General features: G+C 64.1%; 17 protein-coding genes. 6 read left to right on the top strand and 11 right to left on the bottom strand.

Annotated features, from left to right (window positions below):
• Positions 1-72 precede the first annotated feature (72 nt).
• The 3 genes from BN1121_RS02090 to BN1121_RS02080 all read left to right on the top strand — a co-directional run bounded on the left by BN1121_RS02090 (position 73) and on the right by BN1121_RS02080 (position 2,339).
• Complete coding sequence (locus BN1121_RS02090) at positions 73-771, top strand: hypothetical protein (protein WP_005352296.1); 699 nt, start codon at positions 73-75, stop codon at positions 769-771.
• Positions 772-794: 23 nt separating this feature from the next.
• The gene (locus tag BN1121_RS02085; RefSeq protein ID WP_005352294.1) at positions 795-1,241 is read left to right on the top strand and encodes a VOC family protein; all 447 of its coding nucleotides are present in this window, start codon (positions 795-797) and stop codon (positions 1,239-1,241) included.
• An 81-nt stretch (positions 1,242-1,322) separates the two neighbouring features.
• Positions 1,323-2,339: an FAD:protein FMN transferase ApbE gene (locus BN1121_RS02080; RefSeq protein ID WP_005352290.1), complete on the top strand. Its 1,017-nt coding sequence runs from the start codon at positions 1,323-1,325 to the stop codon at positions 2,337-2,339.
• Here BN1121_RS02080 and BN1121_RS02075 read toward each other — a convergent pair.
• The 4 genes from BN1121_RS02075 to BN1121_RS02060 form a co-directional block, all read right to left on the bottom strand.
• On the bottom strand, positions 2,275-2,751 hold the full coding sequence (locus BN1121_RS02075) for a ribosomal maturation YjgA family protein (protein ID WP_051067521.1): 477 nt from the start codon (positions 2,749-2,751) through the stop codon (positions 2,275-2,277). The two genes, BN1121_RS02080 and BN1121_RS02075, sit on opposite strands and share 65 nt — an antisense overlap.
• A 125-nt stretch (positions 2,752-2,876) precedes the next feature.
• Positions 2,877-4,088 carry a NupC/NupG family nucleoside CNT transporter gene (locus BN1121_RS02070; protein ID WP_005352286.1) on the bottom strand — a complete coding sequence of 404 codons (1,212 nt, stop codon included), beginning with the start codon at positions 4,086-4,088 and terminating at the stop codon, positions 2,877-2,879.
• A 313-nt stretch (positions 4,089-4,401) separates the two neighbouring features.
• Positions 4,402-4,833, bottom strand: a complete 432-nt coding sequence (locus BN1121_RS02065; RefSeq protein ID WP_005352284.1) for a DMT family transporter — start codon at positions 4,831-4,833, stop codon at positions 4,402-4,404.
• Positions 4,834-4,843: 10 nt separating this feature from the next.
• Complete coding sequence (locus BN1121_RS02060; RefSeq protein WP_005352282.1) at positions 4,844-5,320, bottom strand: DMT family transporter; 477 nt, start codon at positions 5,318-5,320, stop codon at positions 4,844-4,846.
• A gap of 63 nt (positions 5,321-5,383) precedes the next feature.
• Between BN1121_RS02060 and BN1121_RS02055 the strand changes: the two genes are divergently transcribed.
• Positions 5,384-6,325, top strand: coding sequence for a LysR family transcriptional regulator (locus tag BN1121_RS02055; protein ID WP_231552984.1), 942 nt, complete (start codon positions 5,384-5,386; stop codon positions 6,323-6,325).
• Between the two features lie 21 nt (positions 6,326-6,346).
• Here BN1121_RS02055 and BN1121_RS02050 read toward each other — a convergent pair whose 3' ends face one another.
• Both BN1121_RS02050 and BN1121_RS02045 read right to left on the bottom strand, forming a co-directional pair.
• Entirely contained in the window at positions 6,347-6,589 is a 243-nt protein-coding gene (locus BN1121_RS02050) for a hypothetical protein (protein ID WP_005352279.1), read from the bottom strand.
• Positions 6,586-6,834, bottom strand: coding sequence for a DUF898 family protein (locus tag BN1121_RS02045; RefSeq protein WP_005352277.1), 249 nt, complete (start codon positions 6,832-6,834; stop codon positions 6,586-6,588). The genes BN1121_RS02050 and BN1121_RS02045 overlap by 4 nt, the downstream gene beginning before the upstream one ends.
• A 417-nt stretch (positions 6,835-7,251) precedes the next feature.
• Here BN1121_RS02045 and BN1121_RS02040 point away from each other — a divergent pair, with 417 nt between their 5' ends.
• The gene (locus BN1121_RS02040) at positions 7,252-7,866 is read left to right on the top strand and encodes an outer membrane protein (RefSeq protein WP_005352272.1); all 615 of its coding nucleotides are present in this window, start codon (positions 7,252-7,254) and stop codon (positions 7,864-7,866) included.
• A gap of 92 nt (positions 7,867-7,958) precedes the next feature.
• Here BN1121_RS02040 and BN1121_RS02035 read toward each other — a convergent pair whose 3' ends face one another.
• Positions 7,959-8,324 carry a DUF805 domain-containing protein gene (locus BN1121_RS02035; protein ID WP_043157445.1) on the bottom strand — a complete coding sequence of 122 codons (366 nt, stop codon included), beginning with the start codon at positions 8,322-8,324 and terminating at the stop codon, positions 7,959-7,961.
• A gap of 258 nt (positions 8,325-8,582) precedes the next feature.
• Here BN1121_RS02035 and BN1121_RS02030 point away from each other — a divergent pair, with 258 nt between their 5' ends.
• Positions 8,583-10,505: an NAD(P)-binding protein gene (locus BN1121_RS02030; RefSeq protein ID WP_005352269.1), complete on the top strand. Its 1,923-nt coding sequence runs from the start codon at positions 8,583-8,585 to the stop codon at positions 10,503-10,505.
• 68 nt (positions 10,506-10,573) lie between these two features.
• On the opposite strand, the gene BN1121_RS02025 is transcribed toward BN1121_RS02030, so the two are convergent.
• The 4 genes from BN1121_RS02025 to BN1121_RS02010 form a co-directional block, all read right to left on the bottom strand.
• On the bottom strand, positions 10,574-11,947 hold the full coding sequence (locus BN1121_RS02025; RefSeq protein ID WP_005352267.1) for an MFS transporter: 1,374 nt from the start codon (positions 11,945-11,947) through the stop codon (positions 10,574-10,576).
• Between the two features lie 117 nt (positions 11,948-12,064).
• Complete coding sequence (cyoE, locus tag BN1121_RS02020; protein ID WP_005352265.1) at positions 12,065-12,958, bottom strand: heme o synthase; 894 nt, start codon at positions 12,956-12,958, stop codon at positions 12,065-12,067.
• An 8-nt stretch (positions 12,959-12,966) separates the two neighbouring features.
• Entirely contained in the window at positions 12,967-13,296 is a 330-nt protein-coding gene (locus BN1121_RS02015; RefSeq protein WP_005352263.1) for a cytochrome o ubiquinol oxidase subunit IV, read from the bottom strand.
• Positions 13,297-13,908 carry a cytochrome o ubiquinol oxidase subunit III gene (locus BN1121_RS02010; protein WP_005352260.1) on the bottom strand — a complete coding sequence of 204 codons (612 nt, stop codon included), beginning with the start codon at positions 13,906-13,908 and terminating at the stop codon, positions 13,297-13,299. It abuts the gene before it with no gap.
• Positions 13,909-13,912 lie beyond the last annotated feature (4 nt).

Raw genomic sequence — 13,912 nt, 5'->3', positions numbered from 1 at the left:
CTCACCATAGGCCAGAAGCTTGACCGAGCACCTCCCCCAGGGGGAGCACCCGACCACAACGAGGCACATCCCATGACCCTATCGACACAGGATCTGACCCAAACCCGGCGCTGGCTATCCCAGGCGCAGCGCGAGGGGATAAGCCGGATCATCACGGCCAGCTTTAGCGGCGTAGCGCCCGAGGCCTATTTGCAGAAGTATTTCGATGGCCCCGATGCCTTCGAGCGCAAGCTGCGCCTCTACTTCGACGGGCCAGATCTGGTGGGTTATTGCCTGCTCACCTTCAGCGACGAGGACGAGGTGACGGTGATCCGCGCCTCGGCGGGCTTTCTGCCGGCCTATCGCAACGGGGGCAATACCTTTGCCTTCTCCCTGTGGGAGAGCGTCAAGGGGTGGCTGCGCCGTCCCTGGCGCCGGATCTACTACGCCGATACCATGCTAAGCCCGGCCATGTACCGCGCCATGGCCAGACGCACCGGCATCATCTGGCCGCACCCCGAGCACAGCGGCTCGCGCGAGCTCTTCGAGCGCTTCAACCCCGGGGGGGAGATAAGCGAGACGACCGGGCTGCGCTGTCTGGTGCGGGTCGGGCGCGCCAGCCACTACACCCAGGAAGAGCTCGCCTCCCTGGCCGCCAGCGACAAGCCCGACATCCAGTACTACCGCACCCTCAATCCCGGCTTTAACCAGGGGATGGCCCTGTTTGTGATCATTCCGGTGCACCTGGGGCAGCTCATTCGCACCCTGCTCAAGCAACTGAGGGTAAGATAGGGCGTTTCCTGAGTGAGTGGCGTATGACAGCAGAGATACAACAGCAGATAGGGTGCATCGCCCTGGTGGTGGATGACTACGATGAGGCCATCGCCTTCTATACCCGGCAACTCGGCTTCACCCTGATTGAGGATAGCGATCTGGGCGGCGGGAAACGCTGGGTGCTGGTCTCGCCCCCCAACTCGAACGGCACGCACCTGCTGCTGGCCAGGGCCAGTGGCCCCAAGCAGCGGCAGTGTGTCGGCAACCAGAGCGGTGGCCGGGTCTTTCTCTTCTTGCAGACCAATGATTTTTGGCGAGATTACGAGGCGATGAAGGCGCGAGGCGTGCACTTTTGCGAGACGCCGCGCGTGGAGGAGTACGGCACCGTAGTGGTGTTTGAGGATCTCTATGGCAACCGCTGGGACCTGCTGCAGCGTGGCCACGCCGGGCCGTCGCCGGCATCGCCCTTCCCTGACACGCCAACCTAACCCAAGGGGGATTAATTCCCCCTCTCCCACTTCCCCCGCATCCCGGTTTACCCTGTGGCCCTTTGTGGCACCGAGGTCCCCATGTTCCGCTCTCTGTTACTGCTTCTGCCCCTGATCCTGCTGCAGGCCTGCCAGCCCAAGCCCGAGATGACCCGTATCGAGGGGCGCACCATGGGCACCTTCTATGCGGTCACCCTGGCCGATCCCTTCCCGGGCGGAGAGCGCGCCCTGCAGAGCCGGGTCGATGCCCTGCTGCTGGAGATAAACCGGGAGATCTCCACCTACGACCCCGACTCGGTCATCTCCCGCTTCAACCGCGCCCAAGATACCCGGCCCCACCCCATCCCCGAGCGGATGGCCAAGATAGTGGCGCAGGGAATCGAGGCGGGAGAGCGCACCCGGGGTCAGCTGGATGTGACCGTGGGCCCCCTGGTCAACCTGTGGGGCTTTGGCCCGGACAAGCGCCCCAACAAGACCCCCGACCAGCAGGCGATCGCCGCCGCCCGGGAGCGGGTGGGCATCGACAAGCTGGAGCTGAGCCGTGGCAGTGATGGCCAGCCCCTGCTGGCCAAGCGTCGGCCCGATCTCTATCTAGATCTCTCGACCCTGGGCGAGGGGGCGGGCTCTGATGCCATCGCCACGCTGCTCGAGCAGGCCGGAGTGCACAACTATCTGATAGAGATCGCCGGCGCGGTGCGAAGCCAGGGCCACAACCCCAAGGGCAAGCCGTGGCGGGTCGCCATCGTCGACCCTTCCGATCAACCGGGCGCCTTCCAGGCCGTGGTCACCCCCAAGGGGATGGCGGTCAGCACCGCGGGCAGCTATCGCAACTACTACGAGCGCGACGGGGTGCGTTACTCCCACATCATAGATCCGGTGACCGGCCACCCCATCAGCCACAAGCTGGTCTCGGCCACCGTTATCCTGCCCAGCGCCCTCGAGGCCGATGCCTACGACACGGCCCTGATGGTGATGGGGCCAGAGAAGGCCATGGCCTATGCCAGGGACCACCGGCTGGCCGCGTTTCTGGTGATCAAGACGCCTCAGGGCTTTGCGTCTCGCCACACCCCGGAGTTTGACCCTTACCTGGCCAAGTGATCCCGGGCCCCTCGGGCTGGCCCGGCCCGTCAGGGCGACGCAAGGCGTGACTGCCAATCAGGGCGGCCAGGGCCGCCCCCAGGGTGTAGGCCAGCAGATCGAGGGGATCGAAGTGGTTGCCGATGGCGACCCTGAGCCAGTGAGCCTGGATCCCGAGCCGGTCCACCAGATGCAGCCCCTGGGCCCCCTCCACCACGAAGCAAAAACCCAGCACCCAGAGGGCCAGTCGACGCGGCTCGCGGCGCACCACAAGCCCGGCGCCGCTAAAGAGCACCAGCACTATGGTCACATCGCCGAGAAAGCCGCGCCAGAAGGGCCCCCTGGCGTAGAGGGCGATCAACACGACCGTCAGAGCGGTGAGGATAAAGACGGCAAGCAGCCGCGGGCGTGACATGGGGGTGGCAGGTGACATCGGGTTCTCCTTGAATTGTGGCGCCACCCTAACCCCCGACTGTGTGGGGAGTGTGAAGCCGCCTCGGCTAGTTGCAAAAAAGCCCCGTCCCGCTTGCGGCGAGACGGGGCTTTTTTTTCAGGACATTAGCCCAGGGTGGCGAAGAGACCCGCCAGGGTGGCACTCATCAGGTTGGCCAGGGTGGCAGCCAGCACGGCGCGCAGGCCCAGGCTCGCCACGTCGTGACGACGCTCCGGGGCCATGGTGCCGATGGAGCCAAGCTGCACCGCAATCGACCCCAGGTTGGCAAAGCCGCACAGGGCGAAGGTGACGATGATCTGGGTGTGGGCGCTGAGCTCCTGCTTGATGTTGGCAAAGTCCAGATAGGCGACGAACTCGTTCATGATCACCTTCTGACCGATGAGCGAGCCGGCCGCCATCATCTCGCTCTTGGGCACGCCGATGAGCCAGGCCACGGGGGCAAACAGATAGCCCAGCAGCTGCTGCAACGAGAGGTTGCTCCAGCCGAACCACTCGCCCACCGTGGTGAGACCGGCGTTGACCATGGTGATGGCGCTGACGAAGGCCAGCAAGATGGTGCCGATGGCCACGGCGATCTTCATGCCGCTCAGGGCGCCGCCCGCCAGGGCGTCGATGGCGTTGCTGTATTCGCTCTTGTCGAGGGTGATGGCCACCTGCTCGCTCACCTGCTGCTGCTCGGGCACCAGGAGCTTAGCCATCAAGAGCCCACCGGGCGCGGCCATGAAGGAGGCGGCGATGAGGTATTTGAGCTCCACCCCCAGACCGGCGTAGCCACCCAGCACCGAGCCGGCCACCGAGGCCATGCCGCAGGTCATCACGGCAAACAGCTCGGAGCGGGTCATGCTGGCGAGGAAGGGGCGAATGAGCAGGGGAGACTCCCCCTGGGAGAGGAAGATGTTGCCGGTGGCCACCAGGGATTCGGCGCGGCTGGTGCCGAGCAGGCGGTGAATGCCGCCCCCCAGCACCCGGATCACCCACTGCATGATGCCGAAGTGATAGAGCACGGCGATGAGTGCGCTGATGAAGATGACCAGCGGCAGCACCCGCACGGCGAAGATGAAGCCGCCGGTGGCCAGATCGCCGAACACGAAGCGGATGCCGCTGTCGGCGAAGCCGAGCAGGGCAGAGACGCCGCTACTCATGGCGCCGAGCAGCACCTGACCGGGGGGGAAATAGAGCACAAGGGCGGCGAAGCCGGTCTGCAGGGCAAGGGCCCCCAGCACGGTGCGCCAACGGATAGCACGACGGTTTTCACTGGCCAACCAGGCGATAAACATCAGGGCCAGCATGCCCACCAGACTCAACAATACAGTCATCTTGCACCTATGAAGCAAAGCGTTGCGGTGCAGGAGTGGTGGAGCAAAGGTCGCAGGAGGGGAGCTATCGCACAGGATCCGACCCACTGCGACACATGAACCACCAAACCTGCGGTTCAGTGGCGGGTCCCATCCTGGGGTCATTCACATCCGGGTGACGGCATGTATCGGGTGGCGCCAAAGCGGACAAACAGTGAGGGCGTATCACGGCTCTGGCAGGCCGGGCGGCGATGCTACAGTGATCCTCGTCACATAAAAAGCGGTAAAACGATTCGATATAGAAACAAAATTCGGCTTCGCTCGCCCCAGCCTGTCATTGCCTGTTTTTTCGCCCAGCCTGCCAGCGCTGCAGGCCGGTACCGGCCAGCACCAGCAGGATACCGAGCAGATCGCTCGCCTCCAGGCGCCCGGCCAGGGCATCGAGCAGCGCCCCCCCGACCAGCTGCCCCGCCACGATGAGCAGGGCGCAGGCCAGGGCACCGACCCGGCCGATGGCCCAGCTGCTGATGGCCACGAACAGTGCCCCCAGCGCCCCGCCCAGCAGCAGCCAGGGATCGAGCCCGGCGAGGCGCCCCCAGGGGGCCCCCGTCAACAGCAGCAGGGCGCCGAGCACCCCGAAGCCGAGCAGGTGGTTGGCGAGCGACGCCATCAGGGCGCCCCGGGCGCCGGCGAGCCGGCCGTTGAGGGTGCGCGACAGGCTCACCGCCACGCCGTTGAGCAGTCCCAGCAGAATAAGGATGGTCATGGTGTTTCTCCTAACCGAGCACGATACGCAGGGCGCCGGCCATCACCAGCAGGGCGGCGAGCGCGTCCATCCCAGAGGGGAGGCGGCGCGCCAGCCCGAACCAGCCGGCGCCATCGCACAGGGCACCGAACAGCAGCTGACCGAGCAGGAGCAGCGCCAGGGTGCCCGCCATGCCGAGGGACGAGTTGAGGCACAGGGCCGCCAGCACCACGGTGAGCGCCCCCGGCAGGCCGCCAAGCCAGGCCCAGCCCGGGGCAGCCTCCGGGCCTGCAGCCCTGGGGGTCAGGCACCACAGCAGCGCGGCCACCAGAGTGCCGACCCCGTGGGCGAGCCAGCTCGCGAGCCAGGGGTCGGTGGCGCGGGCCAGGGCGCCGTTCTGGGCGATCATCAGCGCCAGCAGCAGGCCGGCGGTGAAGGCGGCCAGGGCGCCGACGGCCTGGCCGAGGTCGAGGCGCCCGGGGCGCCGCTCGATGAGGGTGGGGATCATGGGATGCTCCTTGGTTGAACACAGGAGCAGGGTAAATTGTTTTAGATATGGCGATAATCTGCCATGCTGGAACAACATTGTTTCCATTACGAGAACAGCATGAACCAGGATGCCTTCGCCCTGCTCCCCGCCTTCGTCGCCGTGGTGGAGGCGGGCAGCTTCTCCGGCGCCGCCCGCCAGCTCGGCAGCAGCAAGTCGGCCCTGAGCAAGAAGGTGAGCCAGCTCGAGCAGACCCTCGGCTGCCAGCTCCTCTATCGCACCACCCGCTCCCTCACCCTCACCGAGGCGGGGGATCGCTACTTCGAGACGGTGCGCCACGCGGTGCGCCTGGCGAGCGACGGGGAGGATGCCATCGGTGCCCTGCAAGTGGCCCCCCGCGGCCTGCTGCGGGTGACGGTGCCCATGGTCTATGGCCGGCGCCACATCGCCCCCCTCATCCCCGACTTTCTCGCCCGCCATCCCGAGGTGCAGCTGCAGCTTGAGATGAGCGATGCCCAGCAGGATCTCGTGGCCGAGGGGTTCGACGTGGCGGTGCGCATCGGGGCGCTGGAGGATTCGAGCCTGATCGCCCGCCGCCTCGCCCCTTGTCACAGCACCCTGTGCGCCGCCCCCGCCTACCTGGCGCGGGCCGGCACGCCCCGCACCCCGAGGGACCTCGAGGCCCACAACTGCCTCTTCTACTCCCTGTTTCGCGGCGGCACCCAGTGGCGGCTGCTGGGGCCCGAGGGGGAGGCGGCGGTCACCCCTCGCGGCAACTTCGAGGTCAACAACAGCGACGCCATCCACACCGCCCTGCTGGCGGGCCTGGGCATCGGCAACATGCCGGACTTTATCGTGGGGGACGATCTCGCCGCGGGCCGCCTGGTGCCCCTCTTGCCGACCCATGCCCTGCCCGAGCACGGCATCTGGTGCGTCTATCCGCGCCGGCGCCACCTGCCCGCCAAGGTGGGGGCCTGGCTGGCGTTTCTGGAGGAGCGCCTGGGGCAAGGCGGGGCATCCCGATAGCCGAAACGGTTCACGTTTTTTTCATCGGGAAGGGAGTAGAGTAGCCCCCATGACCACCAGCCAAATCAAGGTGCTGACCCCCATGACGCGCAGGTAGGTCTGCATGGAGAGATCGACGTCGAAGGCGTGCTCTCCGTATCTCAATCCCCGGATGGTGTAGAGCGCCGAGCCGCGCATCATCCAGCCGAGCCCGGCCCCGTAGGCGAGCATGATGGCTATCACCCCGATGAAGGTCGCGCCCAGCGACTCCAGCTCCCCCATCATGACCATGACCGCAGAAGCAGGGGGGCCAGGGCTGCCGTCAGCGCCCAGACCGCGAGGGCGCCCGCGGCGGAGACGTGATAGAGGATCCCGGTCACCACCACATAGAGCAGGGCGATGATCCGCCCCTTGAGGATGCGCAGGGGCTCGGCCAGGTACTCGAAGCGATCCCCGTCGAGCTCGGTGCTGCCATAGAAGTAGCGCTGGGTACGTACCTTGGCCCAGGCCGAGTAGATGCCGAGGGTCACCAGAGATTCACGGCCCAGATCTTAAAAAACTCCGCACCGCTACCGTGAAAGAGAACGGGATGCGACTGCATCTCCTTTACGGCCCTGTCCGTCATGGGCACCATACTGTTATGTCTGTTTAACCGATTGAAAAGCAGGGACTTAATCAGAGCACCCTTATTTTGCATAGGGACAATACTCCCTCTCCCCCCATTTGGGTTGGCTCACCGCGCGGCGCCTCAAGGCCGACAGGCCGGGTCCTTCCCCGCGTGTACCTCGTCCAGTGGCTAAAAATGCCCGGGCGTTTTCTGATATCGCCACCGCCGGGCACGGCATACGATCGTGCCCGATATTCGTGCCGATCGTCACAACGACGGTCGCCACACAGGTTGTTCCACAAACAATAAAAATCCCCCTTAAATTGAAGGACATAACAACATGCGCAGATTCAGTGTTGTCGCCACCCTGCTGTTGGCTTCAGGCGTCCAGGCATCTCCCTATATCGGTGTCTCCGTCGGCTCCGCCAACGTACAGATGGACGATGCAAAACTGACCCTAGGCCAGGGCGGCGTGCTTAACGTTGACACCGACAAACTCGACATGGACAAGAGCCGCCTGACCGGCGGCCTGTACGGCGGTTACCAGTTCAATCCCTATTTCGCACTGGAAGCCACCCTCGGCGGGGTCGACGCTATCGATGGCAAATATTTCACCCTCGAGCACATGGATTATCTCAGCCTGGCGCCCAAGGTCAGCCTGCCGATTGGTGACCGCTTCAACCTCTTCGCCAAGTGGGGCCTGGCCTATTATGCGGCCGATCTCTCCATCAACATCCCCTACTATGGCAATATCAGTGAGCGAGAGAGCAACATCAGCGGTATCGTCGGTCTGGGCGCCCAGTATCAGGTCAGCGATCGCTTCGCGCTGCGCGCCAGCTGGGACTACCTGCGTCCAGAGCTGGAGTACACCCTGAACTCCACCTATGGCCAAGCCAAGGCCAAGACTGAGATTGATATCAACCTCTTCACTGTCGGCCTGAGCTACAGCTTCTGATGTAAGAGGCCAACCCTCTTGCTAACGCGAAGGGTCCCTCGGCCAAACGCAAAAGCCCGCCAATCGGCGGGCTTTTTCTATCCCCTATGGGATCAGCCCGGGAGGGCCGCCTTGGGGTCTTCACCGAAACGGTTGGGGCCCGGGGTTCCGGCACAGACCTGGAAGTAGAGCAGGATGAAGGGGCCGACCAGAGGAACCAGAGAGATAAGGATCCACCAGCCGCTGCGATCCACGTCGTGCAAGCGGCGCACGTTCACGGCCAGGGCAGGCAAGCAGACCGCCAGCGGATAGATGAACCCCATCATGGCCGCCATCTCTGGGCTCCCCACCATGGCCATCACCGCAAAGAGCGCCGCCATGACGAGCAGGTTGATGAGGGTGAACATCCAGAACTCTTTGCGGCGTGCCCGACCGCGAAAGACGGCGTACTGCTTAAGAACAGCAAGATACCATTTCATATATTTATCCCGATTTTTATATGTATCAATAAGTTAAATTGCCAAAAGAGGCGGGCGGAACCTATCACATAGAAACAATCGAGTCCAGGGCGAGGGACACAACCAACCTCATTCTCACTCAGGTGCACAACAAACACGCCGCAACTCAATAGCAGTTCACCAACAAGTCGTTCATCGGAACAGTGGACTCATAACGGCGCTGCGGGTAGATTCTGCGCCCTGTTCGCCGGGGCCTGGCCCCTTCCCACAGGAGTGTTCATGAGCATCACACGCCGAGACTTTCTCAACGGCATCGCCATCACCATCGCATCTGGCGTCGCCCCTCTTCAGCTGCTAAACGCCGCTACCGGCGGCAATACCCTGGCCGACAAGACGCTGATCTATCCCCCGGCCCTCACCGGCCTGCGCGGCAATCACCCGGGGTCCTTCGAGGCGGCCCACGGCATCGCCCGTGAAGGCAAGCAGTACGACTTCGCCCACCTCCCCCTCGAAGAGGAATACGATCTGGTGATCGTCGGCGCCGGGATCAGCGGTCTGGCGGCCGCCTGCTTCTATCGGCAACGGCTCGGGGCAGAGCAGAGGATCCTGCTGCTCGACAACCACGACGACTTCGGCGGCCACGCCAAACGCAACGAGTTCACTACCCCCGATGGTCTGCGCATCGGCTATGGGGGGAGCGAGTCCCTGCAATCACCCCGCTCCGTCTACAGTCCGGTGGCGCTCGGGTTACTCAAGCATCTCAACGTCGATATCGAGGCACTGGCCAAGGGGTTCAGGCAGACCTTCTACCCGGATCTCGGCCTCAGCCGCGGGGTCTTCTTCGACGAGAAGCACTTCGGCGTCAACCGGGTGGTGAGCGGCGATCCGTGCCGCAGCGTGGCCGACGAGATACCGCGCGATCGCCTCAACGGTCGACCGCTGGCGGACTTTATCGGCGACTTTCCCCTGGATGAGGCCGACAAGGCGGCCCTGCTGACCCTGCACGAGGAGCGGCGCGACTACCTCTCTGGCATGACCCGGGAGCAGAAGGAGGCGTGGCTGGACAGCCATAGCTACAGCACCTTCCTGCGCGACAAGGTGGGGCTGAGTGAGCGGGCGATCGCCTATTTTCAGCAGCGCACCGACGACTTTCAGGCGGTCGGCATCGATGCCACCTCCTGTACCGATGCGCGCCTGTGCGCCCTGCCGGGCTTTGGTGGCATGGATCTGCTCCCCCTCGACCCCGAGGCCCAGGCCGAGCTGGACGACCCTTACATCTTCCACTTCCCGGACGGCAACGCCAGCCTGGCTCGCCTGATGGTGCGCCGCCTCATCCCCGGCGTGGCCCCGGGCCACACCATGGAGGACGTGGTGCTGGCCAGGTTTGACTACGACCAGCTCGACCGACCCCAGCATGGCGTGCGACTGCGCCTGGGCAGCACGGCCCTGCAGGCGAAAAACGTGCGGACTCCCGCTGGCCGCCAAGGAGTGGATGTCACCTACATCAGGGAAGGGAAGCTGCACCGGGTTCGCGCCCGGCAGGCGATCATGGCGGGCTACAACATGATGATCCCCCATCTGCTGCCCGAGATGCCGGCGCCCCAGAAGGAGGCGCTGCGCCAGAACGTCAAGGCGCCCTTGGTCTACAGCAAGGTAGTGATCCGCAACTGGCACGCCTTCGTCAAACTGGGGGTGCACGAGATCTATGCCCCGGCGGCCCCCTATAGCCGGGTCAAGCTCGACTATCCGGTCGATCTCGGCGGTTATGAGCATGCCAAGCGCCCGGATCAACCCGTCTGCCTGCACATGGTCTATGTGCCGACCCAGGCGGGGAGTGGTCTCTCGGCCCGTGAGCAGGCCCGCATCGGTCGCGCCCACCTGCTCGGCATGCCGTTCGAGCAGCACGAGCAGATGATCAGGGAACAGCTTCAGGCCATGCTGGGGGGCGCCGGCTTCAACCATGAGCAGGACATTCTCGCCATCACGGTCAACCGCTGGTCTCATGGCTACGCCTATGCGGGCAACTCCCTGTTTGACGACGAGGAACAATCGGAGCGCTGGATTGAGTTGGGACGCCAGCCGGTTGGTCAAGTCGCCATCGCCAACTCAGACGCAGGCTGGAGCCCCTATGCGCACGCCGCCATCGACGAGGCGTGGCGGGCGGTCGAGGAGTTGGCCGCCATGCAAGAAGGGCGCACCTGAGTCGCTCAGTGCCGCTTACGAGCGCCGAGCCCCCAGAAACAGAACGGGCCTCCGGATGGAGGCCGTTTTTATTGATGCGGCGAGAAGGTGACGAGCTGCTCCAGCTCGCTGCGACTGATGCGCTTGGTGTCGATTTTCACGTACACAGAGTGCTCCTCGCACGCCAGCAGCACATCGCTCACTCCTTCGCAGGCACGGATGCGCCGCTCGAGCGCCGCGTCGGCGCTCACTCCGTCGGGCAGCACGATGCGCAGGCTGCTCACATAGGGGGGCTCACTCATGGTCAGGCTCAGGGCAAACCAGGCCAACGCCAGGGCGGCGCAGCCGGCGAACACCAGGGTCGCCCCGCCGTGGCCGTAGAGGGCGCCGCCCAGGCTGCCACCGAGCGCCACTCCGATGAACTGGCTGGTCGAATAGACCCCCATGGCGGTGCCCTTGTAGCCGGGGGGCGACTCCTTGCTGATAAGCGACGGCAGCAGCGCCTCCATCACGTTGAAGCCGATGAAGAAGAGCTGCAGGCCGGCGAGCAGCCCCCACAGCTGGCTGCCCGCTTGCCACAGCACCAGCTCGGCCAACAGCATCACCAGCACGCAGACCTGGAACACCCGTTTCATCTGACGGCGCTTCTCGGCATAGATGATAAAGGGCACCACGCTGACAAAGGCGATGGCCATGGTGGCCAGGTAAGCCTGCCACTGGTGCTCGCGCGCCAGCCCCGCCTGCACCAGCAGCGGCGGCAAGGCCACGAAGCTTGCCATCAACAGGGTGTGCACGCAGAGGATGCCGGCGTTGAGCTTGAGCAGACGCGCATTGGTCAGCACGGTGCGAAAACCGCCGCGCACCATGGCCGACTCGCGGTTGAGCAGGTGCGCCGCCGGGGTCGGCACCACCCACAGCACCATGGCGATGGCGGCCAGCGCCAACAGGGCGATGAGCCAGAACAGGCCACTGAGCCCCACCGCCCGGGTGATGAGGGGGCCGGTCACCATGGCCACGGCGAAGGTGATGCCAAAGCTCACCCCGATGAAGGCCATCGCCTTGGTGCGGTTCTGCTCGCGGGTGAGATCCGACAAGAGCGCCATCACGGCGGCCGAGATGGCGCCGCTGCCCTGCAGGGCGCGGCCGGCGATGACGCCCCAGATGGAGTGGGCGTTGGCCGCCAACACGCTGCCGAGAGCAAACAGCAGCAGACCGCCGACGATCAGCGGCTTTCTGCCGATGCGATCGGAGAGCAGGCCGAAGGGGATCTGCAGCAGCGCCTGGGTCATGCCATAGACGCCGATGGCCAGACCAATCAGCACCTCGGTGGCACCGGCCAGGCTCATGCCATAGGTGGTCAGCACCGGCAGCACCATAAACATGCCGAGCATGCGCAGGGAGAAGACGGCACCGAGCGCCCAGGTGGCGCGCCGCTCGCCGCGGGTCATGGTGAAATCGTTCATAACGGCCTCTTTGCTTGGATGCACGCGCTGGGCGCGTTGGAAAACGGACCGGGGGAGATGACCCCAGAGACAACAGAGCCGGGAGGTTCCCGGCTCTGGATTCTACGCGATATGCAATCAGGGCAACATGCTCACCAGCACAGGTGCCGCCTCGGGCTGGAAGTCCACCGACATCATCACGCTGAGACAAGTGATGGTGACAATGGAAAACAGGAACAGCTTGCGCGCCCAGAGGGAGTCGTCCACCGCCTGCTTGTAGCCCGACAGGGCCATCCCCAACCACCAGACGCTCACGGCGGCGGCAACGATGAGGTACTTGTAACCGGCGTAGCCGCCGAGGAACAGCATCAGAGTCGGCACCATAAAGGCCAGGATGTAGAGGGTGATGTGGTGCTTGGCCACGACAATCCCCTTCACCACCGGCAGCACCGGGATGTTGGCCGCCTGGTAGTCCTTGAAGCGGAAGATGGCGATGGCATAGGAGTGGGGCATCTGCCACAGGCTGAAGATCGCCAACAGGATCATGGCGCCTGAGTCGAACTGGCCGCTCACGGCGCAGTAGCCGATGACCGGCGGCGCGGCGCCGGAGAGGCTGCCGACCAGGGTGCCGTAGACCGAGTGGCGCTTCATGTAGAGGCTATAGACCCCGACATAGACAATGAAGCCCAGCACCGCCAGCAAGGCGGCCAACGGATTGGCCGCAAAGTAGAGCAGTACAATGCCCGCAATGCCGAGCGCGGTGGCGTACCAGAGCGATACGCCAGGGGCGATCAGCCCTCTCACCAACGCGCGATTCTTGGTGCGCTCCATGATGCGGTCTATGTCCCGGTCGATGTAGTTGTTGAACACACAACCGGAGGCGACCACCAGGGAGACACCCGCCATGGTCAGGATGAAGAGGGGCACATCCAGGCTCCCCTTGGAGGCGAGCAAGAAGCCACCGATAACCGAGATGAGGTTACCGAAGATGATGCCCGGCTTCGTCACTTGCAGGTATTGCTTCATCATCACAGCCAACCTCAGTGAACCATCATGTTGACGTTGAGGTTGTACATGATCCACAGGGAACCCACGACCACGATGGCGATGATGATCACCGTGAACACCAGGGCGGTCAGGTTCCAGCGCTCCTGTGAGGAGGTGTTCATGTGCAGGAAGTAGACCAGGTGCACGAAGATCTGCACGACCGCCATGCCGACCACGGTCAGCAGGGTGGTCTGGTGGGAGAAGCCCCCGTCCATCACCATCCAGAACGGGATGCCGGTCAGGATCAGCGACAGCACGAAGCCGATCATATAGGACTTGGCTGAGCCGTGGCTGGCGCCATGATTGTCAACAGAATGACTCATTTACATTGCCCCCATCAGGTAGACCACGGTGAAGACGCAGATCCACACCACGTCGAGGAAGTGCCAGAACAGGCTCAGGCACATCAGGCGGGAACGGTTGCGCTCGGTCAGCCCCTTCTTGGCTACCAGCACCATCATCACGATGATCCAGATAAGACCGCTGGTCACGTGGATACCGTGGGTACCCACCAGGGTGAAGAAGGCCGACAGGAAGGCACTGCGATCCGGGCCGAAGCCCTCGGCGATCAGGTGATGGAATTCGTAGATCTCCATCGCGATAAAGCCGGCACCGAACAGGAAGGTGATGAACAGCCAGGTATTGACCGTCGCCACCTTGTCCTTGTTCATCGCCAGCATGGCGAAGCCGAAGGTGATGGAGCTCAGCAACAGCAGCATGGTCTCGCCGAGCACGAACGGCAGCTCGAAGATGTCCTTGCCGCTCGGACCGCCGGCGGTACCGTTGACCAGGACTGCATAGGTTGCAAACAGGCATGCAAACAGGATGCAGTCACTCATCAGGTAGATCCAGAAACCGAACACCTTGTTGGCGCCGGCATCATGGTGCCCATCCTCATGGGCACCGTGAGTGTGATGTAAAACGTCAGTCGCCATGGAG

Source organism: Aeromonas diversa CDC 2478-85, assembly GCF_000819805.1.
In the GTDB taxonomy this organism is placed as follows: Bacteria; Pseudomonadota; Gammaproteobacteria; order Enterobacterales; family Aeromonadaceae; genus Aeromonas; species Aeromonas diversa.
Note: the sequence above shows the minus strand (reverse complement) of the source record. Positions and strands in the feature narration are given on the sequence as shown.

What these genes read in the sequence shown, in the direction of transcription:
- BN1121_RS02090 (WP_005352296.1), top strand. Translation starts at nt 73, where the DNA reads ATGACCCTATCGACACAGGATCTGACCCAAACCCGGCGCTGGCTATCC.
- BN1121_RS02085 (WP_005352294.1), top strand. Translation starts at nt 795, where the DNA reads ATGACAGCAGAGATACAACAGCAGATAGGGTGCATCGCCCTGGTGGTG.
- BN1121_RS02080 (WP_005352290.1), top strand. Translation starts at nt 1,323, where the DNA reads ATGTTCCGCTCTCTGTTACTGCTTCTGCCCCTGATCCTGCTGCAGGCC.
- BN1121_RS02075 (WP_051067521.1), bottom strand. Translation starts at nt 2,751, where the DNA reads ATGTCACCTGCCACCCCCATGTCACGCCCGCGGCTGCTTGCCGTCTTT.
- BN1121_RS02070 (WP_005352286.1), bottom strand. Translation starts at nt 4,088, where the DNA reads ATGACTGTATTGTTGAGTCTGGTGGGCATGCTGGCCCTGATGTTTATC.
- BN1121_RS02065 (WP_005352284.1), bottom strand. Translation starts at nt 4,833, where the DNA reads ATGACCATCCTTATTCTGCTGGGACTGCTCAACGGCGTGGCGGTGAGC.
- BN1121_RS02060 (WP_005352282.1), bottom strand. Translation starts at nt 5,320, where the DNA reads ATGATCCCCACCCTCATCGAGCGGCGCCCCGGGCGCCTCGACCTCGGC.
- BN1121_RS02055 (WP_231552984.1), top strand. Translation starts at nt 5,384, where the DNA reads ATGCTGGAACAACATTGTTTCCATTACGAGAACAGCATGAACCAGGAT.
- BN1121_RS02050 (WP_005352279.1), bottom strand. Translation starts at nt 6,589, where the DNA reads ATGATGGGGGAGCTGGAGTCGCTGGGCGCGACCTTCATCGGGGTGATA.
- BN1121_RS02040 (WP_005352272.1), top strand. Translation starts at nt 7,252, where the DNA reads ATGCGCAGATTCAGTGTTGTCGCCACCCTGCTGTTGGCTTCAGGCGTC.
- BN1121_RS02035 (WP_043157445.1), bottom strand. Translation starts at nt 8,324, where the DNA reads ATGAAATGGTATCTTGCTGTTCTTAAGCAGTACGCCGTCTTTCGCGGT.
- BN1121_RS02030 (WP_005352269.1), top strand. Translation starts at nt 8,583, where the DNA reads ATGAGCATCACACGCCGAGACTTTCTCAACGGCATCGCCATCACCATC.
- BN1121_RS02025 (WP_005352267.1), bottom strand. Translation starts at nt 11,947, where the DNA reads ATGAACGATTTCACCATGACCCGCGGCGAGCGGCGCGCCACCTGGGCG.
- BN1121_RS02015 (WP_005352263.1), bottom strand. Translation starts at nt 13,296, where the DNA reads ATGAGTCATTCTGTTGACAATCATGGCGCCAGCCACGGCTCAGCCAAG.
- BN1121_RS02010 (WP_005352260.1), bottom strand. Translation starts at nt 13,908, where the DNA reads ATGGCGACTGACGTTTTACATCACACTCACGGTGCCCATGAGGATGGG.